This window comes from uncultured Sphingomonas sp. (genome assembly GCF_964237155.1).
In the GTDB taxonomy this organism is placed as follows: Bacteria; Pseudomonadota; Alphaproteobacteria; order Sphingomonadales; family Sphingomonadaceae; genus Sphingomonas.
On record NZ_CAXSHH010000009.1, the window covers coordinates 31,502 to 57,815 of the forward strand.

A 26,314-nucleotide genomic window follows, 5' to 3' on the forward strand; every position below is an offset into this window, starting at 1 on the left:
CGATCACCTCACCATTCCGAGCTTCACTTCCCGAGCCGACTTCAGCTTAGCGAAGTCCGCGCCCGCGTGATAGCTCGACCGGGTTAACGGTGAAGCCGCGACCAGCAGGAACCCCTTCGCGCGGGCTATCGCCGCATACGCGTCGAACGCCTTGGGATTGGTGAACTCCATGACCTTGGCGTGGCGCGGGGTGGGCTGGAGATACTGGCCCATCGTCAGGAAGTCGATGTCGGCGGAACGCATGTCATCCATGACTTGGTGGACTTCCATCCGCTCCTCGCCGAGGCCGGTCATGACGCCCGATTTGGTGAAGATGGACGGGTCGTGGCGCTTGACGCTCTCCAGCAGGCGGAGCGAGGCGTAGTAACGCGCGCCGGGGCGGATCGTCGGGTAGAGGCGCGGCACGGTCTCGAGATTGTGGTTGTAGACGTCGGGGCCCGCCTCGACGATCGACTCGACGGCGGCCTGCGCCTTGTTGCGGAAGTCGGGGGTGAGAATCTCGATCGTGGTCGTCGGCGTGGTGCGGCGGAGCGCCTCGATCACCTTGACGAACTGCGACGCGCCGCCGTCGGGCAGGTCGTCGCGGTCGACCGAGGTGACGACGATGTGCTCCAGCCCGAGCTCGGCGGCGGCGGTGGCGGTGTGCATCGGCTCGAGCGGGTCGACCGCGCGGGGCATCCCTGTCTTGACATTGCAGAAGGCGCAGGCGCGGGTGCAAGTGTCGCCCAGGATCATCACGGTGGCGTGCTTCTTGGTCCAGCATTCGCCGATGTTCGGGCAGGCCGCCTCCTCGCAGACGGTGGAGAGGCCCAGGCGGCGCATAAGCGCCTTGGTCTCGGCGAAACCGACGCTGGTCGGGGCCTTGACCCTGATCCAGTCGGGCTTGCGCTCACGGGGGGCACGGGCGACGGGAGACATGTCGTTCATGGATCGCGAGATAGCGAGCACGCGGCGGCTCCACAACTCACGCGCGAGGCGCTAGTTGGCGTGGATTAACAACCCGCAGGAGGAACGATGGCCAGCTTCGCGAACATGATCCAGGGGTATCACCGCTTTCACGAGCAGAAATGGGCCACCGAACGGGAGCGCTGGGCCGAACTCGCCAAGTCGCAAAGTCCCAAGGTGATGGTGATCGCCTGCGCGGATAGTAGGGTCTCCCCCGCGCAAATTTTCGATGTGGCGCCCGGGCAGATCTTTTCGGTGCGCAACGTCGCCAACCTGGTGCCGCCGTTCGAGACGACCGCGGGATTGCACGGCGTGTCGGCGGCCTTGGAGTTCGCGGTCACGCAGCTGGAGGTGCCCGAGATCGTGGTGATGGGCCACGCGTCGTGCGGCGGCGTCAAGGCGTCGATCGGCCATCTGTTCGAGGGCGCGAAGCCTGGCGAAGGCGGTTTCGTGGCGGACTGGGTCGGCATCCTCGACGACGCGCGCGACCGGGTGGTCGAGCGGATGGGTGCCGAAGGTCCAGAGGCGCAGCGCGAATTGGAATGGGAAGGCATACGCCAGTCGCTCGCCAACCTTATGACGTTCCCGTTCGTGCGTGAGCGGGTGGAGGCGGGAACGCTGAAGCTGCAAGGCGCGTGGTTCGAGATCGCGAGCGGCGAGCTCCAGGTGATGAACGCGGACGGCGAGTTCAACCCCGCCTGATGCGTAGAAGGGCGCGGCGGCCATCGCCGCCACGCCCTTCACATTCGGAAATCAACCGGCCTATTCGGCGGCGACGGTACCCTTTGCGGGTCGCGGATCGCGACGCTCCGCGATACGCGCCGACTTGCCGGTGCGGCCGCGCAGATAATAGAGCTTGGCGCGCCGCACGGCGCCCTTGCGCATCACCACGATCGAGTCGACGTTGGGCGAATAGAGCGGGAACACGCGCTCGACGCCCTCGCCGAAGCTGATCTTACGGACGGTGAAGCTCGATCCCATGCCGCGGTTGCAGCGGGCGATGCACACGCCCTCGTAATTCTGGACGCGGGTGCGCTCTCCCTCGACGACCTTGACGCCGACGCGGAGCGTGTCGCCCGGGCGGAATTCGGGGTGGGTCTTGTCGGCGGTGAGCTTGGCGATCTGCTCGGCTTCGAGCTGCTGGATGATGTTCATGCGTCGTCCTCGTGTCGCCGCGCGCCAGAGGGCGACCCGACCCGAACGCCGACATGGCGCTCCCAAAGGTCCGGCCGCCTTAGCCGTGTATCGACCTCCGCCCTGTGCTTGCGCCAGGCGGCGATCTTCGCGTGATCCCCCGATCGCAGCACCTGCGGGATCTCGCGCCCTTCCCACATCTGCGGTCGGGTATAGTGAGGATATTCGAGGAGGCCGCTTTCGAAGCTCTCATCCACCCCACTTGAAGCCGCGCCCATTACGCCGGGGAGCAGGCGGACGCAAGCGTCGAGCAGGACCAGCGCGCCCATCTCGCCGCCCGATAGGACGTAATCGCCGATCGACGCCTCCTCGATCGCCCGCGCGTCGAACAGGCGTTCGTCGAAGCCTTCGAAGCGGCCGCACAGGACGATCGCGCCGGGACCCCCCGCGAGGTCGCGGACGCGGGCTTGGGTCAGCGGACGGCCGCGCGGAGTCATGGCGAGGACCGGACGTCTACCCCCGACGCTGTCGAGCGCGGCGGCGACCACGTCGGCGCGCAGCACCATCCCCGCCCCGCCCCCGGCCGGCGTGTCGTCGACCGAGCGGTGCCGATCGGTCGCGAAATCGCGGATATTCACGGCGTCGAGCGACCACCGTCCCTCGCCCAGCGCGCGGCCGGCGAGCGAGACCCCGAGCGGGCCGGGGAACATCGCGGGGTACAGGGTGAGGACGGTGGCGGCGAACGTCACTCGGTCCAGTTCTCGACCGTCAAGCCGGGGATGTCGCGGAAGTCGCGGGTGTTGGCGGTCACGACCGGCAGACCCAATGCGAGCCCGTGCGCCGCGATCAGCCGATCGAAACTGCCGCGCTTGAAGGCCAACCACGCATATCGCTCAGCCGCCGCCTCGTCGAAGGGCAGCAGGGGAAAACGTCGGATCAGCCGCTCGGCCTGCTCGACCCTGTCCGCCCGGACCGCCCCGAGCATGACCTCGGCATAGGCGATCGTGGACACGACGAGCGATCCTTCGTCCGACATCTGAACCCGCTTTAGCAGGACAGCCGGCCGGCCTTCGAGCAGGTGGACGAGAATGCTGGAATCGAGCAGGTGCGACGCCTCACTCACGCCTTTTCATGATCCGCCTCCGCCGCGCTCGGCCGATCTTCGAACTCGCGGCGAGTTGGTAGATGCGAACCAAAGTCCGGCACGGAACCCCAGATGCCGGTCAAGTCGATCTTCCGCTTCGGTGCGGGTACGCGCTTGACCGCGAACTCGTCGGCATTCCCGTCGACCAGCATGTCGCGGCCCGGCTCGACCCCCAACGCCGCCGGCAACCTCAACGCGACCGAATTACCGGACTGGAACGTCTTCGCTTTGTACTGATTGCCCATCGTCACCTCCGTGCATACATCCCGTATATACTCGGCCGGCGGAAGTCGCAAGGAACCCTCCTCCACCCCGCCCATTGGATCGCCCATGGAAGATTGCCTCATCATCGGCGGGGGTCCCGCCGGCATGACCGCCGCCATCTACCTGGCGCGGTTCCACCTGAAGGTGCGCGTCGTCGATGGCGGGGAGAGCCGGGTGACGTGGATCCCGCGCACGCACAACCATGCGGGGTATCCGGGGGGGATCCCGGGGACCGAGCTGCTCGCCAAGATGCGCGAGCAGGCGGCGGAGTTCGGGGTCGCGGTCGAGGAACGGGTGATCGAACGCGTGGCCAAGGTCGAGGACGGGTTCGAGGCGACGGCGATCGACGGCGAGGCGGTCCGCGCGCGCACCGTGCTGCTGGCGACGGGCGTGGTGAACAAGTCGCCGCCGATCGCGCCCGAACTGCACCAGGCGGCGATGGACCGGGGATTGCTGCGCTACTGCCCGATCTGCGACGGGTACGAGGTGACGGACAAGCGCGTCGGCGTGATCGGCAACCGCACGCACGGGTTCAAGGAAGCGGTGTTCCTGCGCATGTACACGCGCGACGTGACGCTGATCGCGCCGGATACCGATCTGGAGCTGTCGGAGGAGGAGCGCGCCAAGCTGGTCGAACTGGGCGTCGAGGCGCTGGGCGGGCCGTGCGCGGCACTTCGGCTCGATGGCGACACGATCACGGTGCCGACGCCGCGCGGGGAGCTGAGTTTCGACAGCGTCTATCCGGCGCTGGGGTCGGTGATTCGGTCGGAACTGGCGGTATCGCTGGGCGCGGACGCGTCGGGCGACGGGTCCCTGGTGGTGGACGACCACCAGCGGACCAGCGTGGCGGGGCTGTACGCGGCCGGGGACGTGGTGAAGGGGCTCGACCAGATCAGCCACGCGATGGGCGAAGGCAGCGTCGCGGCGGTGACGATCAGGAACGACATGGCGGAGCAGCGGGCGTTGGTACGGTGAACGAGAAGTTCTACGCCCGGTCACAACCAGCTGTCTGAGAAGGACATCGCAGCGACGAAAGCCGCAAAAAGAGCATAGGTCAGGCTAAAGACGAATAGCAGGGTACCAGTAAGTCTTGCACCTTTAGCGCGATAGAGAACGTAACTCGACGTTATTAAAGTCAGCAGTAGGAAGATGAGCAGTATGCTGTTGCCAGCACTCCCAGGCAGTCGACCGCGATAAAATCCAGATATTGCTACAAACAGCTCACTTAGCAAAAATGGCGCGATAAACGCCAGCAGTAGCTTTTGTTTTCGAAGTATGCCAAGTGCGGTGCCAATCACCAGACATATCACGCCAATGGCGGGCACGATAGTAAGCGGTCCCGCTGACAGCGGAGCGAGAATAGTGCTGAAATACCATTTTGGTAGTGCCAGCACCAGCCATAAGGCGTTCCCCATCTAAGCTCCAGTACTCGAAATGACGGATCAGCGATTTAGAACGGTCGTACTCCGTAACCTCATTCCGTAAAGGCTTGATGCACCATGACGTGAGCGCCGATCGTCGCAGCGTTGATCGGCACCATGAACCGTTTTCCGTTCGACCTTTCGACTTCAAGTATGTCGCCGGCACCGAAGTTTTCGACTGCGACAATGTGGCCGACCGGATTACCTGCTTCCGTCTCACACGCAAGACCGATCAGATCGACGTGGTAGAACTCGCCCTCCGCAAGCGGCGGCAGCTCGTCGCGGACGACCGTCAATTCAGTTCCGCGCATCCGTTCGGCGGCGGTGCGGTCGGGGATTTCGGCGAAGCGGGCGATCGCGCCGTTCGGGGCGATGCGGAGCGACACCAGCGTCAGCGCGCCGTCGTTGAAGCGCTTGTAGGGGGTCAGGTCGTCGGTGAAGAGCTTGAGGCGAACCTCGCCGGTGATGCCGTGCGCGCCGGCTATCGCGGCTAGGACGACGCGGCGGGGGGTGTTCTGCACTCCCCTCTCCCCGGCCCTCTCCCCTGCGGGGGAGAGGGAGTCTTCATCAACCGGCGGGGCTGCCGGCGTCGGGTGCGTCATCCGCGCCTTCGGCGGGGTCGGGGGCCGAGACGCCTTGGTTGTCGGCGTCGTGGTCGGGGGTCTGGTCATGGTCGGGGTCGGTCGGCATCGGTCGGGTGCTCCTGTGAACAGAAACAACGCACCGACGCCGACCTGGTGCCGTTATTCGGCGGTCGCGGCTTCGGGCTCGGCCGGGGCGTCGCTGGGCGTCTCGACCGGGGCGGCGGCGGCCTCGTCGGCGGCCTGCTGCTTGGCGGCGCGCTCCTCGGCGCGCTCGGTCGCCTTTTCGCCGGGCTTGCCCTTGGTCGGGTTGCTGCGGGACTCGCGCTCGCGGACGCCCGCCTGGTCGAGGAAGCGCGCGACGCGGTCGGTCGGCTGCGCGCCGACCGACAGCCAATGGCGCGCGCGGTCGGCGTCGAGCTGGATGCGCTGGTCCGAATCCTTGGCGAGGAGCGGATTATAGGTGCCGATCTTCTCCAGATACTTGCCGTCACGGGGGCTGCGCACGTCGGCGACGACGATGCGGTAATAGGGACGCTTCTTGGAACCGCCGCGCGACAGGCGAATGCTGATGGCCATGGTAGTCTAATCCTTCTTCTAATCGTCATCCCAGCAAAGGCTGGGACACTGGTTACCGTTTGGTGGTGCCCTCCCCTCAGCGAGATCCAAGCGTTGGCTTACTCCGCCCTTACGGGTCGCTGGGATGACGGTTGAAGGGTGGGGGTTGGAGAGAACGTGATCGCTATTTCTTGCCGAACTTGGGGCCACCAGGCAGGCCGGGCAGCCCGGCGGGCCCACCCAGCTTGCCCATCACGTCGCCCATCCCCTGGCCGCCGAGGGCGTTGCCCAGGCCGCCCAGGCCGCCCCCGGGTCCGCCTTTCCCGAGCATCGCCATCACGCCCTTGATGCCGCCCATCTTGCGGAACTTCTTCATGGCGGTCGACATCTCCTGGTGCATCTTCAAGAGTTTGTTGACCGACTGGACGGTCGTGCCCGAGCCCTTGGCGATGCGGATCTTGCGTTTGGCGTTGATCAGCTCGGGCTTGCCGCGCTCCTTGAGGGTCATCGATCCGATCATCGCATCCATATGGACGAGCATCTTGTCGCCGCCGGCCTGCGCCAGCTGACCCTGGGCCTGCTTCATGCCGGGCATCATGCCCGCCAGCGCGCCCAGGCCGCCCATGCGCTGCATCTGGGCGAGCTGCGCGCGCAGGTCGTTCATGTCGAACTGACCCTTCGCCAGCTTGGCCGCCATGCGGTCGGCGTCCTCCTGCTGGATCGACTCGGCCGCGCGCTCGACGAGCGAGACGACGTCGCCCATGCCCAGGATGCGGCCCGCGACGCGTTCGGGGTGGAACGCCTCCAGCGCGTCGAGCTTCTCGCCCGTGCCCGCGAACTTGATCGGCTTGCCCGTGACGGCGCGCATCGACAGCGCCGCGCCGCCGCGCGCGTCGCCGTCCATGCGGGTCAGCACCACGCCCGTCAGCGGCACGTGGCCTGAGAAGTTGGTCGCGACGTTGACCGCGTCCTGGCCGGTCAGCGCGTCGACAACGAGCAGGATCTCCTGCGGGAGCGCGACGTCGGCGACCGACCGCATCTCGTCCATCAGCGCCTGGTCGATGCTGGTGCGCCCGGCCGTGTCGAGCATCAGCACGTCGAAGCCCTGGAGCTTCGCCGCCTGGAGCGCGCGCCGGGCGATCTCGACGGGCTGCTGGCCCGCGATGATCGGGAGCGTCGCGACCTCGGTCTGAAGCCCAAGCGTCGCCAACTGCTCCTGCGCGTTCGGGCGGTTGACGTCGAGCGACGCCATCAGCACCTTCTTGCCCTCGCGCCCTTTCAGGCGACGCGCGATCTTGGCGGTGGTGGTCGTCTTGCCGGAGCCCTGAAGGCCGACCATCATCACGACCGCCGGGGGTGAAACGTCCAGCGCCAGCGCGGACTCGTCGGCGCCCAGCATCTCGACCAGCGCGTCGTTGACGATCTTGACGACCTGCTGCCCCGGGGTGATCGAGCGGAGCACGTTCTGGCCAATCGCCTTTTCCATGGCGCGCTCGACGAAATCGCGCGCGACGGGGAGCGCCACGTCCGCCTCGAGCAGCGCGACGCGAACCTCGCGCATCGCGGTGCGGACGTCGGCCTCCGTCAGCGCGCCGCGGCCGCGCAGGCGGTCGAAGACGCCGCCTAACCTGTCGCTGAGACTCTCGAACATGGCTTCACTCCGTGTCGCCCGCCCCAAACGCAAAAGCGCCGGCGGGCGAAACCTCGCCGGCCAGCGTGCGCCCGAGGACGAAACTTCGATATGTGTCTACGGCAAGCCGCCGCGCCGCGCAAGCGGGGCGGGATCGTACGGCGGCGTGATCGTGGACTTGCCGGCGCGGCGTCCCTAAGTCGCGCGCCATGCCGACCCTCCTTCCCGACATCGCCGCGACCGGATCGTGAGCAATACTCCCTCATGGCACGATAAGCTGCTCGGCGGCTTCAAGCGCACGTCGGATCGGCTGGTCGGCAACCTGGCGGGCTTGGGCGGCGCGCGGCTGGACGAGGATACGCTGGACGGGATCGAGGAGGCGCTGATCGCGTCGGACCTGGGACCGGAGACCGCGACACGCATCCGCGGGCGGCTGGCGGAGGGGTCGTTCGAGCGGAACATGGAGGAGCTGGGCATCCGGCTCGTGGTGGCGGAGGAGGTCGAGCGCGCGCTGGCGAAGGTCGCGCGGCCACTGGAGATCGAGGCGTTCCCCCGGCCGCAGGTGATCCTGGTGATCGGGGTCAACGGGTCGGGCAAGACAACTACCATCGCCAAGCTCGCGCACCTGTTCATGGAACAGGATTACGGCGTGATGCTGGCGGCGGGCGACACCTTCCGCGCGGCGGCGATCGGTCAGCTGGCGACTTGGGCCGAGCGGGTCGGGGTGCCGATCGTGTCGGGCAAGGAGGGCGGCGACGCGGCCGGGATCGTGTACGAGGCGGTCCGCCAAGCGACCGCGACGGGGATCGACGTGCTGATCGTCGACACGGCCGGGCGGCTTCATAACAAGCGCGAGCTGATGGATGAATTGTCGAAAATCCGGCGCGTGCTGGGACGGCTGAATCCCGCCTCGCCGCACGACGTCGTGCTCGTGCTCGATGCGACCACGGGGCAGAACGCGCTCAACCAGATCGAGGTGTTCCGCGACGTGGCGGGGGTGACGGGGCTGGTGATGACCAAGCTCGACGGCACCGCGCGCGGCGGCGTGCTGGTCGCGGCGGCCGAGCGGTTCGGGCTGCCGATCCACGCGATCGGGGTGGGCGAGACGATCGAGGACCTGCGCCCGTTCGACGCCAACGAGGTCAGCCGGATCATCGCGGGCGTGGAAGGCGTGCGGAAGTGAGCGCCCCCGCCTTGGCCTCTCCCCCCGCAGCTTCGCCCGGCATTCGGATGTTCGTCGATTACGCGCCGCTCATCGTGTTCTTCGCGGTCAACTTTCTCGTGCCCGCGTCGGTGTCGATGCGGCTGGTGGCGGCGACGAGCGGGTTCCTGTCGGACCTCGACCGGATGTCGGCGCTCGTCATCGCGCGGGTGATCGTGGCGACCGTGGCGTTCGTGATCGCGACGGTCGCGGCGATGATCGTCTCCAAGGTGAAGCTCGGGCGCGTCTCGCCGATGCTGTGGCTGTCGGGCGGGCTGGTGGTCGTGTTCGGCGGGCTGACCGTGTATTTCCATGATCCGCGCTTCATCCAGATGAAGCCCACGATCGTGTATCTCGCATTCTCGGCGGTGCTGACGTTCGGGCTGGTTACCGGGCGTCCGCTGCTCGAGGGGCTGCTGGGGACCGCCTATCCGGGCCTGCGCGCGGAGGGGTGGCGCAAGCTGACCCGGAACTGGGCGATGTTCTTCGTCGCGATGGCGGCGTTGAACGAGCTGGTGTGGCGGATGTTCGGGTGGGACGTCTGGGTGTCGTACAAGCTGTGGGGCGCGATCCCGCTGACGCTGGCGTTCGCGCTCGCCAACGTGCCGATGCTGCTGCGGCACGGGTTGCAGGTGGCCGACGACCCGGTCGTCGCCAAGCCGCCGGAGGGGTGATCCCCTCCGGCGCAAGGGATCAGCTTGCGACCGCGTCGTAGCGCGAGCCGACCTTGTCCCAGTCGACCACGTCCCACCACGCCTTGAGGTAGGCGGCGCGGTCGTTGCGGTAGGTCAGGTAATAGGCGTGCTCCCACACGTCGTTGCCCAGCAGCGGCGTGCCGCGGTCGACGACGGCGTCCATCAGGGGATTGTCCTGGTTGGGGGTGCTCGTCACCTTGAGCTTGCCCGACGCGTCGGCGATCAGCCACGCCCAGCCCGAGCCGAACTGGCCGACCCCTTTGTTGTTGAACTCCTCCTTGAACTTGTCGAGGCCGCCCAGATCCCGCCCGATCGCCTCGGCGAGCTTGCCCGAGGGCTGGCCGCCGCCCTTCTTCATGCTCTTCCAGAAAAAATCGTGGTTCCAATAGCCGCCGCCGTTGTTGCGGACGAGCGGGGGCTGCGATGAAATCATGCCGAGGATGTCCTCGATCGACTTGCCTTGGAGAGCGGCGTCTTTCTCGACACCCTCGTTGAGCTTGTCGGTATAGGCCTTGTGATGCTTGTCGTGGTGGAAGCGCATCGTCTCGGCGTCGATGGTCGGTTCGAGCGCGTCATAGTCGTAGGGCAGCGGGGGCAGTTCGAAGGCCATGTCATTCTCCCGGATGTTGCCGAAGGTGTCGTCACTAACGCATGTGAGACGGCTTGGTTCGTTACGCAACCGTCACGGCTTCGTGCGGATGAAGGCGCGGAGGTCGGCGGAGAGTTTGCGGAGGTCGTCGTCGCGGACGTACATCATGTGACCCGCGTCGTAGTAGCGCCATTGGATGCGGCCGTCGTTCGGGATCCCGGTGCGGTTCAGCGAATATTCCGCGCCGAAGAAGGGCGTGGCAAAGTCGTACCAGCCCTGGCCGACGAAGATCCGGAGCGAGCTGTTCTCGCGCAGGGCGCGGCCGAGATAGGGCGCGACGTTCAGGTAGCCCGATCCGCCGCGCGGGCCGCCGCCGATCTTCCAGTCCCAATCGCGCACCCCGCCGATCGAGGAATAGACGAGGTCGGGCGAGTATTTCAGTGTCTGACGCGCATAGGCGTTCATCGCGGCGGTGTACGCCCCGTCAATCGCGTAGAAGCTGGGATCATTGTCGGGCGTCTCGCCGGCGTTGTCGTAGTTGCGGGCGGTATAGCGGGTGTCGAGGCGGCCGATCGTCAGGCCACGGTCGCGCAGCAGTTCCTTGTAGAAGCGGCCGGGCGACAGCCGCAGGTCGGCGCGGTCGAGGAACTGCTCGGACACGCCCGTGTAGCGCGCCAACCTCGGGCGGATGGCGGCGCGCTCGGCCGGGGTCAGCGCGTTGCCCTTGAGCAGCGCGGTCGCATACGGGCCGATGAGCCGGGACCGCCGTTCCACAGGAAGGTGACAGGACGCTTCGGGTCGACCGCGCCCTCCCTCAGGTAGCTATAGGAGGTGATCGCGGCGAGCGGCTTGCCGTCCTTGTCCTTCAGGTAGGTATCGCCCGCGATCGCGCGGTAGAAGAGGCGCTGCCCGCCGAAGCTGCCGTTGTGGCGGGTGGTGGAGACGACCGGGGGCGGGATCGCGGGGTCGGTGCGCTCGACCTTGGCCTCCGTCTTGGTCTCCGCCGGCTGTTGCGCGAGCGCGGAGGTCGCGAGCAGCATCGACGACAGCGCGACCCCGGCGATCGATCTCATTCCCAGCTCCCCCGATAAGTTTCGGGACGCTAGACCGTCGCTCGCCGCCCGTCACCCCGGACCTCGTCCGGCGCGACGGGAAGCAAGCGCCACGCCTAGGCGTTCTTCAGCGCGGTCTCGATGTCCGGGACGGAGTGCCCGGTCAGGTCCTTGGCGAGCTCGCCGACGAGGCGGCTCTGCACCTCCTTGTGATAATGCTTGCGCAGCTCGCCGAGGGTTTTTGCGGGAGCGATGACGATCAGCTTGTCGTATTTGCGGGCGAGCGCGCGCTTGCGGAGCATGTCGGCGCATTCGGCGGCGAAGCGGTTCTCCTCCAATTGGTGATAATCGGCCTCGCCCATCGTGCCACCGCCCTGCGCGAACTGCGCGCCGCCGCCGCCGGAGGAGCCCTGCTGGTTAGCGCCGCCGCTCGCGCCCGCCGGAGCGCCCGATCCGGATCGGGTCGAGGAGGCGCGGCCGGCCTGGTCGGTCTTTTGGTCGATGTCGCGCGGGTTCGGATGCTCCTCCGCCAACTCGACGACCAGGTTGGGGAACTCGCCGTCGCCGTCGTTGCGCAGGAACAGCATCTTGCGGCCGTCGGCCACGAGCACGAAGGCGTTGTTCGGCACTTGCATCGGGTACTCTCCTAGGATGACCGGGGGTGAACGCCCCCGACCGCTCGGCGGTTGCGCGGGCGGGAGGCGCTGGGCATAGCGCGGGTCCATGCACGACATTCGCCTGATCCGGGACGACCCGGCCGCGTTCGACGCCGCGCTCGCTCGGCGGGGAGTGGAGGCAACCTCGCCCGCGCTGCTGGCGCTCGACGAACGCCGTCGCGCGACGGTGGCGGAGGCGCAGGCCGCGCAGACCGAGCGCAACGCGCTGTCCAAGGCGGTGGGTCAGGCCAAGGCGTCACGCGACGAGGCGCGCGCGCAGGACTTGATGACGCAGGTCGCCGCGCTGAAGGAGGCGTTGCCGCGTCTGGCGGCGGAGGAGCGGCGCATCGACGAAGAGTTGGCCGACGTTCTGGCCGCGCTTCCCAACCTTCCCGCCGCCGACGTGCCCGACGGTGCGGATGAGAGCGGCAACGTCGTGGCGCATGAGCGTGGCGAGCATCGTCACTTCGCCTTTACCCCGGCCGAGCACGACGCGATCGGCCCGACGCTCGGTCTCGACTTCGAGACCGGCGTCGCGATCGCCGGTGCGCGCTTCACCCTGTTGCGCGGTTCCGCCGCCCGGCTCGCGCGCGCGCTGGGGCAATTCATGCTCGACCGGCTCACGCGCGAACACGGATACGAGGAGGTCGCGCCGCCGTTGCTGGTCCGCGACGAGGCGGTGTTCGGGACGGGGCAGCTCCCGAAGTTCGCCGACGACCTGTTCCGCACGACCGACGGCCGATGGCTGATCCCGACCGCCGAAGTATCGCTCACCAACATCGTCCGCGAGAAGATTCTTGGCGAGGGCGAACTTCCGCTTCGCTTCGCCGCGCTCACCCCCTGCTTCCGCTCGGAGGCGGGCGCGGCTGGTCGGGATACACGCGGCTACATACGCCAGCACCAATTCGACAAGGTAGAAATGGTGTCGATCGTCACACCTGATGCGTCCGAGGGCGAGCATGAGCGTATGACGGCCTGCGCCGAGGGTGCGCTCGACGCACTCGAGCTTCCCTACCGCCGGATGCTGCTGTGCGCGGGCGACATGGGCTTCACCGCCGCGCGCACCTACGACCTGGAGGTGTGGCTACCCGGGCAGGGCGCGTATCGTGAGATATCGAGCTGCTCGACCTGCACCGATTTCCAAGCGCGGCGGATGAACGCGCGTTATCGGCCCGAGGGCGAGAAGGGCACGCGGTTCGTCCATACCTTGAATGGTTCCGGCTTGGCGGTCGGCCGCACGCTCGTCGCGGTGCTGGAGAATTATCAGCAGGAGAGCGGCGCGGTCGCGGTGCCGGCGATGCTCCAGCCCTACCTGGGCGGGCTGACGCTGTTGGAGTCGGGGAAGTGAAGTGCATCCGCTTTCTCACTTTCCGTCATGCTGAACTCGTTTCAGCATCCATGGTCACGCCCGCGACGGCTGCTTGGGCGCGCGGACCACGATGGACCCTGAAACGAGTTCAGGGTGACGGTAGAGAAGGTAAATAGATGCGCATCCTGCTGACCAACGACGACGGCTATCACGCGCCCGGGCTCGCGGTGCTGGAGCGGATCGCGCGGGCGTTGTCCGATGATATCTGGATCGTCGCGCCCGCCGAGGAGCAGTCGGGAACCGGCCGCTCGCTGACGATCACGCGGCCCGTGCGCGTCCGCCGTTTCGACGAACGGCGCTTCGCGGTGACGGGGACACCGACCGACGCGGTGATGATGGCGCTGGCGTCGATCATGCCCGACCGGCCCGACCTGATCCTGTCGGGGGTGAACCGCGGCGCGAATCTGGCGGAGGACGTGTCCTATTCCGGGACGGTGTCGGCGGCGATGGAGGGAGCGTTCGCGGGCATCCGCTCGGTCGCGATGAGCCAGGTCTACGCCGTGTCGGAGGAGGACGGCGCGCCGGGCGACGCCGTCTCGTTCGCCGCCGCCGAAGCCTGGGGCGAGCGGGTGCTGCGCCCGCTGATCGATGCCGAGTGGGCGCCGCGAACGACCGTCAACGTCAACTTCCCGCCCGTGTCGCCTGACCAGGTGCGGGGCGTCCGCGTCGTCCGCCAGGGCCTGCGCGATCATGGGCGCGTGAAGGTCGACCATCGTACCGACCCGCGCGGGTTCGATTATCACTGGATCGGGCTGCAGCGCGTGCCCCACGATCCGGAGCCGGGCACCGATCTCCATGCGATCGGGCAAGGGTTCGTGTCGGTCACGCCGCTCCATCTCGATCTGACGCACGACGCTTCGCTCGCCGCGTTCGGCCGAGCGCTGGGGTGACGGGGTGAGGACGCGCGTGTAACGCCCGGCGCACCATGAGCGCCTACACATCCGACCTCCTGCGCCTGCTCGACGAGCGCGGCCATCTGCACCAGATCACCAACGCTTCCGCGCTCGACGCGCTCGCGGTCCGCCAGCTCGTGCCCGGTTACGGCGGCTTCGATCCGACCGCGCCGTCGCTCCATGTCGGCAACCTCATGCTGATCATGATGCTGCGGCGGTTGCAGCAGACGGGGCACAAGCCGATCGTGCTGATGGGCGGCGGCACCGCCAAGGTCGGCGACCCGTCCTTCAAGGACGAAGCGCGGTCGCTGCTGGCCGAAGAGACGATCCGCGCCAACATCGCGTCAATCAAGCGCATTTTCGAACGCTTCCTGACGTTCGGCGACGGCCCGACCGACGCGATCCTCGTCGATAACGCCGACTGGCTCAACCGACTGAGCTACGTGCCGTTCCTGCGCGAGGTGGGACAGCATTTCACCATCGGCCGGATGCTCAGTTTCGACTCGGTCAAGCGGCGCCTGGAGCGCGAACAGTCGCTGACGTTCCTCGAATTCAACTACATGATCATGCAGGCCTACGACTTTCGCGAGTTATCGCGGCGGATGGATTGCCGCGTGCAGTTCGGCGGGTCGGATCAGTGGGGCAACATCGTGAACGGCGTCGACCTCGCGCGGCGGATGGACGGCGCGGAGCTGTTCGGCCTGACCTGCCCGCTCATCACCACCGCCGACGGCGTCAAGATGGGCAAGACCGTCACGGGCGCGGTATGGCTGCATGAGGACCAGCTGCCGCATTTCGAGTACTGGCAGTTCTGGCGCAACACGGCGGACGCCGATGTCGGGCGCTTCCTGCGGCTTTTCACCGATCTACCGCTGGACGAGATCGCCCGGCTGGAGGCGCTGCCCGGAGCGGAGATCAACGAGGCCAAGAAGCAGCTCGCGACCGAGGCGACGGCGATGTGTCGCGGGCGCGACGCCGCGGAACTGGCGGCGGAGACCGCACGGCGCACCTTCGAGGAGGGCGCGGCGGCCGAGGCGCTGCCGACGCTGGCGGTGGCGGGCGCGATCGGGATCGTCGACGCGCTGGTCGGGCTGGGCTTCGCCGCCTCCAAGGGCGAGGCGAGACGGCTGGTCGCGGGCGGCGGCGCGCGGGTCGATGGCGATAAGGTCGCGTCGGAGGCGGCGATCGTGGAGGTCGGCACCGACCCCGTGCGCCTCTCGGCGGGGAAGAAGCATCACGGGTTGCTGATACGTCGCTAAGCCTCCGTAAACCAACACCGTTCCACTTGGGTTATCATCCCGGTCCGTAGCGTCGGGTTCGGGCAGGGGAGCCGGGAATGGCGAGTAGAATCCAGGACTTGACCAACGGCCGGAGCGAGTCGCGCGACGAGGTGCACCACCGCGCCCGCGCCATCGCACCCGACGGCCGTCCGGCGAACCTGCTGATCGTCAACATCTCCGCCGGGGGCCTGATGCTCCGGAGCGACGAGGAGTTCGGCATCGGCGAGGTGGTCCGTGTCACCCTGCCCCTGGTCGGCGCGGTCGCGGCGGAAGTCCGTTGGTCGCTCGGCGGGCGGATCGGTTGCCGGTTCGACCGCACGGTCGCGCTCGCCGACTATGACGCGCTGCTCGCCGCGTTGCGGAAGGCCTAGCCCGACCGGAGCAGCTGCACCCCGGCGTCGCGGTCGAACAGGTATAGCGCGATCCGCGCCGCCTGGCCGCGCGCGCCCTCCAGCCCACCGTCGCGATCGACGAGCAGCCGCGTGTCGTCATGCGCGCATTGGAGGAGGTCGGCGAGCATCTCCGGCGCGGCGAGCCGGAACGTCGCCTCCCCCGACTGGCGCTTGCCGAGCATCTCGCCGGGGCCGCGCAGGCGCAGGTCTTCTTCGGCGATGCGGAAGCCGTCGTTCGTCTCGCGCATGAGCGCCAGGCGCGCGCGCGAGGTCTCGCTGAGCGACCCGCCCCGCAGCAGCAGGCAACGCGATAGGCCCCCGCCCCGCCCCACGCGCCCGCGCAGCTGGTGGAGCTGGGCGAGCCCGAACCGGTCGGCCGCCTCGATCACGATCAGCGTCGCGTTGGGCACGTCGACCCCGACCTCGATCACCGTGGTCGCGACGAGCACGCCCAGCCGCCCGCCCGCGAAGGCGGTCATCACCGCGTCCTTCTCGACCGGTTTCATGCGACCATGGACTAGGCCGACGCGCTCGCCGAACCGGGCCTTCAGCAGCTCCGCGCGCGCTTCGGCGGCGGCGAGGTCGCTGCGTTCGCTCTCCTCGACCAGCGGGCAGACCCAATAGGCCTGGCCCCCGTCCGACAGGTGCCGGCCAAGGGCGTTCACGACCTCGTCGAACCGGTCCTCCGACACCACGCGCGTCTCTACGGCCACGCGGCCCGGGGGCATCTCGTCGAGGCGGCTGACGTCCATCTCGCCGTACTGCGCCAACGTCAGCGTGCGCGGGATCGGGGTCGCGGTCATCGCCAGCAGGTGCGGCGGGCGCACGCCCTTGTTGGACAGGAGCAGCCGTTCGGCGACCCCGAACCGGTGCTGCTCGTCGACCACCACCAGCCCCAGGTCGCGGTAGCCGACCGCTTCCTGGAAGATCGCGTGGGTGCCGACGAGGATGTCGATCTCGCCCGATCGCAGGCCCATCAACGTCGCTTCGCGCGCGCGGCCCTTGTCGCGCCCGGTCAGCGCGGCGACGGTGACGGGCAGGCCGGCGAGCATGCGCTGAAGCGTCTCGAAATGCTGCCGCGCCAGGATCTCGGTCGGAGCGAGCATCGCCCCCTGCGCCCCCGCCTCGACCGCGACGAGCAGCGCCATCAGGGCGACCAGCGTCTTGCCCGAGCCGACATCGCCCTGGAGCAACCGGAGCATCGGCGCGGTCTGTTGCAGATCGCCCTCGATCTCGCGCATCGTCCGCGCCTGCGCGCCGGTCGGCTCGTAGGGCAGCCGGAGCATGTCGCGCAGGCGCCCGTCTCCGGCGAGCGCCCTCCCTTTTCGTTTGCGCGTGTCGGCGCGGACCAGGGTCATCGCAAGTTGATTGGCAAATACCTCATCATAGCCCAGCCGTTCGCGCGCTTTCGTGTCGGCCGGGTCGAGATGCACCCGCTCCAACGCCGCGCGCCAGTCGGGCCAGCCGCGCGCGTCCTTCAGCCCCGGCTCGATCCACTCGGGCAGCTCGGGCGCGCGTCCGAGCGCTTGCGCCGCCAGCGACTGGAGCCGCCGCGACGTGATCCCCTCCGACAGCGGATAGATCGCCTCGCGCTCGCGAAAGCGCTCGTCGCCCTCGATCTCGGGATGGAGGATCTGGAGCTCCTGGCCGTATTGCTCCAGCCGCCCCGACACGCGCTTCGGCTCGCCGAGCGGAAGCAGTTTCTTCACGTACCCCGACGCGCCCCCGAAATAGGTCAGGCTGACGTAATTGCCCAACTTGTCGGTCGCATGGACACGCGACGGCCCGCGCCCGCCGCTGAGCTTGTAGTCGACCGGCCGCACGGTGATCGCGATCGTGCGGCCGACATCGGCCTGCATCAGCTCGTCGCGCGCCCAGCGGTCGACATGGCCGGTCGGCAGGTGGAAGGCGACATCGACGACGCGCTCCAGCCCCAGCCGCTCGAGCGGTTTGGCGAGCGCGGGGCCGACGCCCTTGAGCGCGGTCGCCTGCGCGAACAACGGATTGAGGATCGGGGGCCGCATGACTATCTGATCGCCATACACCAGCCGACGTGCGCCGCCAGCGCCCGCCGGCCTATCGCCGTTGGAGCCTGACCCATGGACCCCGAAATCCGCCTCAAGCGCCTGCGCTTCCGCGCCTGGCACCGCGGCACGCGCGAGGCCGACCTGATGATCGGCGGCTTCTTCGACGCGCATTCGGCCGGGTGGGACGTAGCCGAGCTCGACTGGTTCGAGGCGCTGCTGGAGGAGCAGGATGTCGACATCATGGGCTGGGCGATCGGGTCGATCGCGTGCCCGGAGCCGTGGGGCGGGCCGATGATGGAGCGTATGCGTTCGCTGACCTACGTGCCCGTCTCGCGTTAATGCCCGACCTTAAGTTCATCCTGAACGCCCCCGGCCCGCTCACCTTATCGGGCGTTCCCACCGGTTTCCAACCCCAGCTCCTCGCCGACCTCGCTCGCGCCGCGCCGTCGCGCATCGTGTTCGTCGCGCCCGACGACGCGGCGATGCGCGCGCTCGCCCAGTGCGCGCCGTTCTTCGCGCCCGATCTGGAGGTGCTGAGCTTTCCCGCCTGGGACTGCCTTCCTTACGACCGCGCGTCGCCGAACCTGCGCACCATGGCGGAGCGGATCGCGTGCCTTCACCGGCTCCAGGGCCGCCGCGACAAACCGCAGCTCGTCCTCACCACCGCCAACGCGGCGACGCAGCGCGTCCTGACCCCGTTCCGCATCCGCCAGCTCGTCGCGACGCTCATGCCGGGCGAGCGCATCGACCGCGACAAGCTGGCTGGCCTGCTACAGGCGAACGGCTACGTTCGCACCGACACCGTCCACGATCACGGCGAATACGCCGTGCGCGGCGGCATCGTCGACCTGTTTCCGTCGGGCGAGGAACAGGCGCTCCGTCTCGACTTCTTCGGCGACGAGATCGAGTCGGTCCGCACCTTTTCCGCCGAGGACCAGCGGACTACCGGACGATTGGACGGCTTCACGCTCCTCCCGGCTTCCGAGGCGCTGCTCGACGAGGAGTCGATCAAGAGGTTCCGAAGCGCCTACCGCGAGCGTTTCGGCGCGACCGCGACGGCCGATCCGCTCTATCAAGCGGTCTCCGAGGGCCGCCGCCTAGCAGGCATGGAGCACTGGCTTCCGCTGTTCGAGGACAAGCTCGCCACGCTGTTCGATCATCTCGACGACAAGGCGATCGTGATACGCGATTCCGGCGCGGTCGCCGCCGCCGAGAGCCGGTTCGAGGCGGTCGCCGACTATTTCGAGAACCGCCGCCGCGCCGAGGCCGCGCAGCCCGGCAGCTACCGCCCGCTCGCCCCCAAATCGCTCTACCTCGCCGCCGAGGAATGGAACGCGAAGCTGAGCGAGTCGCGCGCACATCTCGCGACGCCGTTCCACAAGCCGGAGAGCGCGACCGTCCTCGACTTCGCGGTCGACGGCCCGCGCGATTTCGGGCCCGAGCGCGGGTCGGGCGTCAATCTGTACGAGGCGGTGGTCGAGCACCTCGACCGCCTCCGCCGCGACAAGCGCAAGCCGATCCTGGCGAGCTATTCGGTCGGCGCGCGCGAGCGGCTGGGCGGCCTGCTCAAGGATCACGGCCTGACCGGGGCGGTATCGGTCGATACGTGGCAAGAGGCGCTCGGCGTTTCCGCTCCCCTCCCGCTTGCGGGAGGGGCTGGGGGAGGGCAAATCAACGAGCGGCGCAGGAACGGAACAGCCCCTCCCCCGACCCCTCCCGCGAGCGGGAGGGGAGCAGTGGCGCTCATCGTCCTCCCCCTCGATCACGGCTTCACCGCGCCCGGTATCGCGGTCCTGACCGAACAGGACATGCTCGGCGACCGGCTGATCCGCCGCACCAAGCGCAAGAAGTCGACCGACGCCTTCCTGGCCGAACTCGCCAACCTCTCGCCCGGCGACCTCGTCGTCCATACCGAACACGGCATCGGCCGCTATCTGGGCCTGACCTCGATCAAGGTCGGCCAGTCCCCGCACGATTGCGTCGCGCTCGAATATGCGGGCGGGAGCAAGTTGTTCGTCCCCGTCGAGAATATCGACGTGCTGTCGCGCTACGGATCGGGCGAGGAGGGCGCGGTGCTCGACCGGCTGGGCGGCGAAGCGTGGCAGCGCCGCAAGTCCAAGATGAAGGAGCGCATCCGCGAGATCGCGGGCGAGCTCATCGCCACCGCCGCCGAACGCGCGCTTCATCCGGGCGACGTGCTCGAGCCCGATTCGTCCGGCTATCCGGGCTTCGTCGACCGTTTCCCGTACGAGGAGACCGAGGACCAGGACCGCGCGATCAGCGACGTCATCGCCGATCTGGGCGCGGGCAAGCCGATGGACCGGCTCGTTGTCGGCGATGTCGGGTTCGGGAAGACCGAGGTCGCGCTCCGCGCCGCCTTCGTCGCGGCGATGGCGGGCAAGCAAGTCGCGGTTGTCTGCCCGACGACGCTCCTCGCGCGCCAGCATTACAACAATTTCGTCGCGCGCTTCGAAGGCTTCCCGATGAAGATCGGCCGCCTCTCGCGCCTCGTCACCGCGGGCGAGGCCAAAGCGACCAAGGAAGGCATCGCCGCCGGCACGATCGACGTCGTCATCGGTACCCACGCGATCCTAGCGAAGAACATCGATTTCAAGCGTTTGGGCCTTGTCGTCGTCGACGAGGAGCAGCGTTTCGGCGTCACGCACAAGGAGCGGCTGAAGGCGCTGAAGGCCGATGTCCACATGCTGACGCTGACCGCCACGCCAATCCCGCGCACGCTCCAGATGGCGATGTCGGGCATCCGCGATCTGTCCGTCATCCAGACCCCGCCCGTCGACCGGCTGGCGGTCCGAACCTACATCATGCCGTGGGACCCCGTCGTCCTGCGCGAGGCGCTGCTGCGCGAGCATTATCGGGGCGGCCAGAGCTTCATGGTGACTCCGCGCATCGCCGACCTGCCCGACATCGAGGAATTCCTGCAACGGCAGGTGCCCGAGATCCGCTATGTCGTCGCCCACGGCCAGATGTCCCCGACCGAGGTCGAGGAGCGCATGTCCTCATTCTACGACAGGAAGTTCGAGGTGCTCGTCTCGACCACCATCGTCGAGAGCGGGCTCGACATCCCGTCCGCGAACACGATGATCGTCCATCGCGCCGACCGTTTCGGCCTGGCCCAGCTATACCAGCTGCGCGGGCGCGTCGGCCGGTCGAAGACGCGCGCATACGCGTACATGGTGACCCCGCCCGAGCGGCAGCTGACCGAGGCGGCGGACAAGCGGCTGAAGGTGCTCTCCGACCTCGACTCGCTCGGCGCGGGGTTCCAGCTCGCCAGCCACGATCTCGACATACGCGGCGCCGGCAATCTGCTTGGCGATGAGCAGTCGGGCCATATCAAGGAGGTCGGATTCGAGCTCTACCAGTCGATGCTGGAGGAGGCGATCATGGACGCCAAGGCGGGCGGCTTCGCGTCGCGCCCACGCGACTTCTCGCCGCAGATCACCGTCGACGCGCCGATCCTGATCCCGGACGATTACGTCCCCGATCTCGACCTGCGGATGGGTCTCTATCGTCGCCTGAACGAGCTCGACGAGACGCGCGAGGTCGAGGCGTTCGCCGCCGAGATGATCGATCGCTTCGGTCCGCTGCCCGACCCGACCGAGAACCTGATCCGCGTCATCGAGATCAAGATGAACGCCAAGCGCGCCGCCGTGTCCAAGATCGATGTCGGGCCCAAGGGCGTGCTGATCAGCTTCCACGACGACAAGCCGCCCAACCCGGCGGGCGTCATGGCCTATGTCGACAAGCTCGGCGACATCGCGCGGCTGCGTCCGGACAGCAAGCTGGTCGTGAGCCGCGCCTGGGCGGACCCGAAGGCGCGGCTCAACGGCGCGCTGCAGATCAGCAGGGGGCTGGCCAAGGCGGCCGCCTGACCTTCCCTCTCCCACCGGGAGAGGGAGGGAGCGCCGCAGGCGCGGAAGGGTGAGGGTGACCGCGTCGAGGTGCGCGTCACCCTCACCCCGCGCTCGCTCGCGCGAGCTTGCCCCTCTCCCGATGGGAGAGGGGGTAATCGGATCACCTGCTTATCAAACGCTCCAGCCCGGCCGCGTCCACCGCGCCCGCGCACAGGAAGCCCTGGAACAGCTCGCACCCCTCGCGCGCCAGCAGGTCGCGTTGCGCGGGCGTCTCCACCCCCTCGGCGACCGTATGCAGCCCCAGCGATCGCGCGAGCGCGAGGACGCCCTGCGCCAGCACCCGTTCGCGCCCGTCGCGCTCGATCCCGCGCACCAACGAGATGTCGAGCTTGAGGTAATCGAGCGGGAGCGCGTTCAGATAGGCGAGGCTGGAATAGCCCGTCCCGAAATCGTCGATCGCCGTCCGGCATCCCGCCGCGCGCAACCGCGCCAGCAGCGCGGCGGCGCGATCGAGGTCACCGATCTCGCCCGTCTCGACGATCTCGACGGTCAACCGGTCGGGCCCGAATCCGGCCTCGGCGACGCGCGCGAGAAAGCGTTCGGCGAAGTCGGACCCGCCGACATCCTCGGCGGTGACGTTCACCGACAGGCGCAGCTCGGCGAGCGCCGCCGGCCACGCCGACGCCGTCCGCAACGCCAGCCGCTGCACATGCTCCGACAGCGCTAGCCCCAGCCCCGCGCGCGCCGCCGCAGCGAACAGCGCCTCCGCGCCGATCGCGCCGATCCGGGGATGCGTCCAGCGGGCCAGCGCCTCGACGCCGACGATCCGCCCCGTCGCGATCTCGACCTGCGGTTGGAACAGCACCGCGATTTGCCCGCTCCCGATCGCATGGTGGACGTCGATCGCCAGCGCCTCGGCCGCCAGTTCCTCATCGACCGGGGTCAGCGCCGCGCCCGCTCGCCGGACAAGCGCGCCCGCGTCCTCGCCCGCGCGCGAGGTCGCGACCCCGACGCGCGCGCCGACCACCGCGCGGCCGAACGGCTCCGACAGGTCGGCCGAAACGCGCGCGGCGAGCGTGTCCGCGTCGGTAGCCTTCGCGTCCCCCGCCAGCAGGAACTCCGGCCCCGCGACCCGCGCCACGATCGCGTCGGAGCCGAACAGCGCCTCCGCGATCCGCCCGAGCCGATCCGCCGCGGCGTGCAGGATCGCATCGCCGACCCCACGGCCGTGCGCGCGGTTGACCAGGTCGAAACTCGCCAGCAGCACCCGCGCCGCGATCACCGGCCGTCCCGCCGCGAGCCGTCCCGCCGTCCAGCGCCGGACCGCGTCGCCGACCTGCGCCATCGTCACCGGCGCGGGATCGCCCCGCCTCCTCGCGGGTTCGACCCCGTCGGTGCGCCCGATACGCTCGGCCAGCCGCTCGGCGAAGCGGATCGCGTGAACGAACTCCTCCTCGCCCGCCGGGCTGAGCAGGAAATGCGTCGCGCCCGCATCATGGACCCGGCCGATCGCCCCCGCGTCGACGCGCGACACCAGCGCGAGCAGCGCGCCGCCAGCCAGCTCGATCGCCGGCGCGAGCGTGGCGATCGCATGCAGCCCCTCGCTCAGCGCCCCACGCGCATCGATCACCGTGACCGCCGCGCCGATTTCGGCCAGGTCCGGCTCGCCCAGCCGCCGCGCGCCGACGACCCGCCACCCGGCCCCGCCCGCGAGCTGGACCAACTCGTCGAGCTGCCGAAAGGACAGCACCGCCAACGGTCGATCGACCACGCCTTCCGCCCCGGTATCCCCGCCTTCGTTCACGCGGCCCCGTGTAGGGGCCGTTCCCCCCGCCCGCAAACGGGCTTGTCGCGCGACGCGTCCCGCCCTAGCTCGTTCGCATGGGTGAACCGTCGAGCAGGCGCGGCGCGCGCGTCCCCGATCGGCTCGGGATGGGCGGGCTGACCGACGCGCACGGCCGCGCCGTCCGCTATCTCCGCATCTCGGTCACCGACCGTTGCGACCTGCGCTGCCGTTATTGCATGTCCGAGGAGATGACGTTCCTTCCGCGCTCGGAACTGCTCGCGTTGGAGGAGATCGCGATCATCGCCGAACGCTTCGTCGCGCGCGGCGTCACCAAGATCCGCCTATCGGGCGGCGAACCGCTGGTGCGGCGCGACGTGGGCGATCTCGTCGACCGGCTCGGTCGCCATGTCGGGCGCGGCCTCGACGAGCTGACGATGACGACCAACGGCACGCGCTTGGCCGAGCACGCCGGTCGCCTCCACGCGGCCGGTATCCGCCGCGTGAACGTCAGCCTGGACAGCCTCGACCCCGCCGTCTTCCGCCATGTCACCCGTCACGGCGATCTCGCCCGAGTGCTCCGCGGCGTCTTCGCCGCGCGCGATGCGGGACTGCGCGTCAAGATCAACACCGTCGCCCTGCGCGGCCTCAACGAGCACGAGATCCCGGACATCCTCGCTTGGACGGCGGCGAACGGTTTCGACCTGTCGTTGATCGAGACGATGCCGCTGGGCGCGGTGGATGAAGAGCGGATCGACCGCTTCCTTCCTTTGACCGAGGTGTTCGAGACGCTTTCAGCCGGCTTCGCGCTCGCCCGCGACGATCACCGCAGCGGCGGCCCCGCGCGTTATTGGTCCGTGGGCGATGGCGGCACGCGGCTCGGCCTGATCACCCCGCTCACCGCCGACTTCTGCGGAGGCTGCAACCGGGTCCGGCTGACGACCGAGGGCAAGCTTTACCTCTGCCTGGGTCACGACGATCAGGTCGACCTCAAGGCCGCGCTCCGCGACGGCGGCATCGCGGGACTGGATGCCGCGATCGACCGTGGCCTCAGCATCAAGCCCGCGCGCCATGACTTCCGCATCGTCGCGGGGGACGCGCCCGCCGTGGCCCGCCATATGAGCGTGACCGGCGGATGAGCGAGACTCAGCGGCGCGCGCTCGTCGCCTCGCCCACGCAATCCGCCCAGGCCGCCATGCGCGACCTGGCGGACGCCGACGATTGGGTCGCGTTCGAGGACGCCGATCTCGTCGTGGCGCTCGGCGGTGACGGCTTCATGCTCCAGACGCTCCATGCTATGCTCGCGCGCCGTCGCCCGGCCGTACCGGTGTTCGGCATGAACCTGGGGACCGTCGGTTTCCTGATGAACGATTGGCGTCGCCACGGACTGGCCGAACGCCTGCTCCACGCGCGCGAGTTCCGGATCTCGCCGCTGGCGACGACCGTCACGGGCAACGACGGCCGGGTTCACCAGCTGCCCGCGATCAACGAGGTATCGCTGCTTCGCGAGACGCGCCAGACCGCCAAGCTGGAGGTGACGGTGAACGATCGGATCGTGATGCTCGAACTGGCCTGCGACGGAATCCTGGTCGCGACGCCCGCGGGCTCGACCGCCTACAACTTCTCGGCGCAGGGCCCGATCCTGCCGCTCGGCTCCGCGCTCCTCGCGCTCACGCCCATCAGCCCGTTCCGGCCCCGACGCTGGCGCGGCGCGATCCTGCCGGACAAGGCGCGCATCTCGCTCCGCGTCCTGAACCCCGCCAAGCGTCCGGTGTCCGCCGTGGCCGACGACAGCGAGGTCCGCGACATCGCCCGCGTCGATGTGTGCGTGGATCGGGCGCGACAGCTCACCTTATTGTTCGACCCCGAGCACGCGCTCGATGACCGCATAACCATGGAGCAGTTCATCGCGTGATCCGTGTCGGGGGTTGCACGCGGATGCTGGGCCTTTATACGCGCTTCTCACGGCGCTGTTCCCTGATAGCTCAGCGGTAGAGCATTCGACTGTTAATCGAATGGCCGTAGGTTCGAATCCTACTCAGGGAGCCACCGTCGCCCGGACGCTACCAAGTTGTTTCGACTTGGGATTTTCCGCGCGGAACGCATTCCGTTCATCGCACGTTCCACCAATGGTCGTTAAGCGATCAGTCATTCGCCGCATCCGCCGCGAACGGAGAACGTAAAGATGCGTCCTGGATTTGGCTGCAAGGCCGTGCTCGCCGCGATCGCCGCGAGCACCTTCGTCGTCGCGGGTTGCGCGACCGAGACCACCTATCGCCCGGCGCAAGGCCGCGGGTTCAACCGTACCGGTTTCAGCGAGCAGCGGATCGAGCCCGATCGTTTCATGGTCAGCTTCGGCGGCAACAGCGTGACCGAGCGTGATACCGTCGAGCGTTATCTGATCTTCCGCGCCGCCGAGCTCACGTTGCAGCAGGGGTACGACTATTTCGTCACGGTCGAGCGGGATACCGATCGCCAGACCCGGACCTATTCCACGCCGGGTTTCGGCTATGGCGGCGGTCTGGGCTACGGCGGCTTCAGTCCGTATTGGAACCTCTATGGCAGTGGCTTCGGCTATCGTCGCTTCGGTGGCGGGTTCGGAGGCTTCGGCGGAGGATTCGGTAATTATGGCGGGTTCGGCGGGTTCGGCAACGACTTCGATATCCGCCAGGTCGACCGGTTCGAGGCGACCGCCGAGATCGTGCTGCGCCGCGGCCCGATCCCGCGCGATAACCTCCGCGCATTCGACGCGAGGCGTGTGATCGACACCATTGGGCCGAGCGTCGTCCTGCCACAGGATCGTCGGCGTTAGGCTGACGCGGCTACGT

Annotated in this window: 29 protein-coding genes and 1 tRNA gene; 14 read left to right on the forward strand and 16 right to left on the reverse strand. The window is 68.4% G+C overall.

What is annotated here, in order from left to right; all coding sequences use genetic code 11:
- Positions 1 to 3: 3 nt before the first annotated feature.
- Complete coding sequence (gene lipA / locus ACFE71_RS03840) at positions 4 to 927, reverse strand: lipoyl synthase (RefSeq protein WP_375427489.1); 924 nt, start codon at positions 925 to 927, stop codon at positions 4 to 6.
- Between the two features lie 87 nt (positions 928 to 1,014).
- On the opposite strand from lipA, the gene ACFE71_RS03845 reads away from it, so the two are divergent.
- The gene (locus tag ACFE71_RS03845) at positions 1,015 to 1,647 is read left to right on the forward strand and encodes a carbonic anhydrase (RefSeq protein WP_375427490.1); all 633 of its coding nucleotides are present in this window, start codon (positions 1,015 to 1,017) and stop codon (positions 1,645 to 1,647) included.
- Positions 1,648 to 1,707: 60 nt separating this feature from the next.
- On the opposite strand, the gene rplS is transcribed toward ACFE71_RS03845, so the two are convergent.
- The 4 genes from rplS to ACFE71_RS03865 are packed head-to-tail and all read right to left on the reverse strand — an operon-like array spanning position 1,708 to position 3,555.
- Positions 1,708 to 2,100, reverse strand: a complete 393-nt coding sequence (rplS, locus tag ACFE71_RS03850) for a 50S ribosomal protein L19 (RefSeq protein WP_375427491.1) — start codon at positions 2,098 to 2,100, stop codon at positions 1,708 to 1,710.
- The gene (gene trmD / locus ACFE71_RS03855; protein WP_375427492.1) at positions 2,097 to 2,828 is read right to left on the reverse strand and encodes a tRNA (guanosine(37)-N1)-methyltransferase TrmD; all 732 of its coding nucleotides are present in this window, start codon (positions 2,826 to 2,828) and stop codon (positions 2,097 to 2,099) included. The genes rplS and trmD overlap by 4 nt, the downstream gene beginning before the upstream one ends.
- Positions 2,825 to 3,202, reverse strand: a complete 378-nt coding sequence (locus ACFE71_RS03860; RefSeq protein ID WP_375427493.1) for a type II toxin-antitoxin system VapC family toxin — start codon at positions 3,200 to 3,202, stop codon at positions 2,825 to 2,827. Before ACFE71_RS03860 ends, trmD begins: the two co-directional genes overlap by 4 nt.
- Positions 3,199 to 3,555, reverse strand: coding sequence for an AbrB/MazE/SpoVT family DNA-binding domain-containing protein (locus ACFE71_RS03865; protein ID WP_375427494.1), 357 nt, complete (start codon positions 3,553 to 3,555; stop codon positions 3,199 to 3,201). The genes ACFE71_RS03860 and ACFE71_RS03865 overlap by 4 nt, the downstream gene beginning before the upstream one ends.
- On the opposite strand from ACFE71_RS03865, the gene ACFE71_RS03870 reads away from it, so the two are divergent.
- Positions 3,554 to 4,462, forward strand: a complete 909-nt coding sequence (locus ACFE71_RS03870; protein ID WP_375427495.1) for an NAD(P)/FAD-dependent oxidoreductase — start codon at positions 3,554 to 3,556, stop codon at positions 4,460 to 4,462. The two genes, ACFE71_RS03865 and ACFE71_RS03870, sit on opposite strands and share 2 nt — an antisense overlap.
- Before the next feature lie 20 nt (positions 4,463 to 4,482).
- On the opposite strand, the gene ACFE71_RS03875 is transcribed toward ACFE71_RS03870, so the two are convergent.
- From ACFE71_RS03875 to ffh, 5 genes are all read right to left on the reverse strand, one after another.
- On the reverse strand, positions 4,483 to 4,902 hold the full coding sequence (locus ACFE71_RS03875) for a hypothetical protein (protein WP_375427496.1): 420 nt from the start codon (positions 4,900 to 4,902) through the stop codon (positions 4,483 to 4,485).
- A gap of 59 nt (positions 4,903 to 4,961) precedes the next feature.
- Entirely contained in the window at positions 4,962 to 5,429 is a 468-nt protein-coding gene (gene rimM, locus ACFE71_RS03880; RefSeq protein WP_375427497.1) for a ribosome maturation factor RimM, read from the reverse strand.
- 46 nt (positions 5,430 to 5,475) lie between these two features.
- Positions 5,476 to 5,598, reverse strand: a complete 123-nt coding sequence (locus tag ACFE71_RS03885) for a hypothetical protein (protein ID WP_375427498.1) — start codon at positions 5,596 to 5,598, stop codon at positions 5,476 to 5,478.
- A gap of 53 nt (positions 5,599 to 5,651) precedes the next feature.
- A complete protein-coding gene (gene rpsP, locus ACFE71_RS03890; RefSeq protein ID WP_375427499.1) occupies positions 5,652 to 6,068 on the reverse strand; it encodes a 30S ribosomal protein S16 in 417 nt (138 codons plus the stop codon).
- A 163-nt stretch (positions 6,069 to 6,231) separates the two neighbouring features.
- Entirely contained in the window at positions 6,232 to 7,698 is a 1,467-nt protein-coding gene (gene ffh / locus ACFE71_RS03895; RefSeq protein ID WP_375427500.1) for a signal recognition particle protein, read from the reverse strand.
- 226 nt (positions 7,699 to 7,924) lie between these two features.
- On the opposite strand from ffh, the gene ftsY reads away from it, so the two are divergent.
- Positions 7,925 to 8,860, forward strand: coding sequence for a signal recognition particle-docking protein FtsY (gene ftsY, locus ACFE71_RS03900; protein ID WP_375427501.1), 936 nt, complete (start codon positions 7,925 to 7,927; stop codon positions 8,858 to 8,860).
- Positions 8,861 to 8,907: 47 nt separating this feature from the next.
- Positions 8,908 to 9,552, forward strand: coding sequence for an inner membrane-spanning protein YciB (locus tag ACFE71_RS03905; RefSeq protein ID WP_375427531.1), 645 nt, complete (start codon positions 8,908 to 8,910; stop codon positions 9,550 to 9,552).
- A 19-nt stretch (positions 9,553 to 9,571) separates the two neighbouring features.
- Here ACFE71_RS03905 and ACFE71_RS03910 read toward each other — a convergent pair whose 3' ends face one another.
- The 4 genes from ACFE71_RS03910 to ACFE71_RS03925 all read right to left on the reverse strand — a co-directional run bounded on the left by ACFE71_RS03910 (position 9,572) and on the right by ACFE71_RS03925 (position 11,849).
- Positions 9,572 to 10,183: a superoxide dismutase gene (locus ACFE71_RS03910; RefSeq protein WP_375427502.1), complete on the reverse strand. Its 612-nt coding sequence runs from the start codon at positions 10,181 to 10,183 to the stop codon at positions 9,572 to 9,574.
- A gap of 72 nt (positions 10,184 to 10,255) precedes the next feature.
- Positions 10,256 to 10,936, reverse strand: coding sequence for a hypothetical protein (locus ACFE71_RS03915; protein ID WP_375427503.1), 681 nt, complete (start codon positions 10,934 to 10,936; stop codon positions 10,256 to 10,258).
- A complete protein-coding gene (locus tag ACFE71_RS03920; protein WP_375427504.1) occupies positions 10,873 to 11,235 on the reverse strand; it encodes a hypothetical protein in 363 nt (120 codons plus the stop codon). Before ACFE71_RS03920 ends, ACFE71_RS03915 begins: the two co-directional genes overlap by 64 nt.
- 95 nt (positions 11,236 to 11,330) lie before the next feature.
- Positions 11,331 to 11,849, reverse strand: a complete 519-nt coding sequence (locus tag ACFE71_RS03925) for a host attachment family protein (RefSeq protein WP_375427505.1) — start codon at positions 11,847 to 11,849, stop codon at positions 11,331 to 11,333.
- An 88-nt stretch (positions 11,850 to 11,937) separates the two neighbouring features.
- Here ACFE71_RS03925 and serS point away from each other — a divergent pair, with 88 nt between their 5' ends.
- From serS to ACFE71_RS03945, 4 genes are all read left to right on the forward strand, one after another.
- A complete protein-coding gene (gene serS, locus ACFE71_RS03930) occupies positions 11,938 to 13,218 on the forward strand; it encodes a serine--tRNA ligase (protein WP_375427506.1) in 1,281 nt (426 codons plus the stop codon).
- 137 nt (positions 13,219 to 13,355) lie between these two features.
- Positions 13,356 to 14,129 carry a 5'/3'-nucleotidase SurE gene (gene surE / locus ACFE71_RS03935; protein WP_375427507.1) on the forward strand — a complete coding sequence of 258 codons (774 nt, stop codon included), beginning with the start codon at positions 13,356 to 13,358 and terminating at the stop codon, positions 14,127 to 14,129.
- Between the two features lie 35 nt (positions 14,130 to 14,164).
- A complete protein-coding gene (gene tyrS, locus ACFE71_RS03940; protein WP_375427508.1) occupies positions 14,165 to 15,391 on the forward strand; it encodes a tyrosine--tRNA ligase in 1,227 nt (408 codons plus the stop codon).
- 77 nt (positions 15,392 to 15,468) lie between these two features.
- On the forward strand, positions 15,469 to 15,783 hold the full coding sequence (locus ACFE71_RS03945) for a PilZ domain-containing protein (RefSeq protein WP_375427509.1): 315 nt from the start codon (positions 15,469 to 15,471) through the stop codon (positions 15,781 to 15,783).
- Here the strand turns inward: ACFE71_RS03945 and recG are convergent.
- Entirely contained in the window at positions 15,780 to 17,828 is a 2,049-nt protein-coding gene (gene recG, locus ACFE71_RS03950; protein WP_375427510.1) for an ATP-dependent DNA helicase RecG, read from the reverse strand. The two genes, ACFE71_RS03945 and recG, sit on opposite strands and share 4 nt — an antisense overlap.
- A gap of 75 nt (positions 17,829 to 17,903) precedes the next feature.
- Between recG and ACFE71_RS03955 the strand changes: the two genes are divergently transcribed.
- Both ACFE71_RS03955 and mfd read left to right on the forward strand, forming a co-directional pair.
- Complete coding sequence (locus ACFE71_RS03955; protein ID WP_375427511.1) at positions 17,904 to 18,170, forward strand: succinate dehydrogenase assembly factor 2; 267 nt, start codon at positions 17,904 to 17,906, stop codon at positions 18,168 to 18,170.
- The gene (gene mfd / locus ACFE71_RS03960; RefSeq protein ID WP_375427512.1) at positions 18,170 to 21,721 is read left to right on the forward strand and encodes a transcription-repair coupling factor; all 3,552 of its coding nucleotides are present in this window, start codon (positions 18,170 to 18,172) and stop codon (positions 21,719 to 21,721) included. Before ACFE71_RS03955 ends, mfd begins: the two co-directional genes overlap by 1 nt.
- A gap of 142 nt (positions 21,722 to 21,863) precedes the next feature.
- Here the strand turns inward: mfd and ACFE71_RS03965 are convergent, their stop codons facing one another.
- A complete protein-coding gene (locus ACFE71_RS03965; protein ID WP_375427513.1) occupies positions 21,864 to 23,507 on the reverse strand; it encodes an EAL domain-containing protein in 1,644 nt (547 codons plus the stop codon).
- 77 nt (positions 23,508 to 23,584) lie between these two features.
- On the opposite strand from ACFE71_RS03965, the gene moaA reads away from it, so the two are divergent.
- From moaA to ACFE71_RS03985, 4 genes are all read left to right on the forward strand, one after another.
- On the forward strand, positions 23,585 to 24,625 hold the full coding sequence (gene moaA / locus ACFE71_RS03970) for a GTP 3',8-cyclase MoaA (protein ID WP_375427514.1): 1,041 nt from the start codon (positions 23,585 to 23,587) through the stop codon (positions 24,623 to 24,625).
- A complete protein-coding gene (locus ACFE71_RS03975) occupies positions 24,622 to 25,401 on the forward strand; it encodes an NAD kinase (RefSeq protein ID WP_375427515.1) in 780 nt (259 codons plus the stop codon). Before moaA ends, ACFE71_RS03975 begins: the two co-directional genes overlap by 4 nt.
- A gap of 59 nt (positions 25,402 to 25,460) precedes the next feature.
- Positions 25,461 to 25,535: transfer RNA gene (locus ACFE71_RS03980), tRNA-Asn, on the forward strand.
- A 136-nt stretch (positions 25,536 to 25,671) separates the two neighbouring features.
- Positions 25,672 to 26,298 (forward strand): hypothetical protein, encoded by a 627-nt coding sequence (locus ACFE71_RS03985; RefSeq protein ID WP_375427516.1) that lies wholly within the window; start codon positions 25,672 to 25,674, stop codon positions 26,296 to 26,298.
- The last annotated feature ends 16 nt before the right edge of the window (positions 26,299 to 26,314 follow it).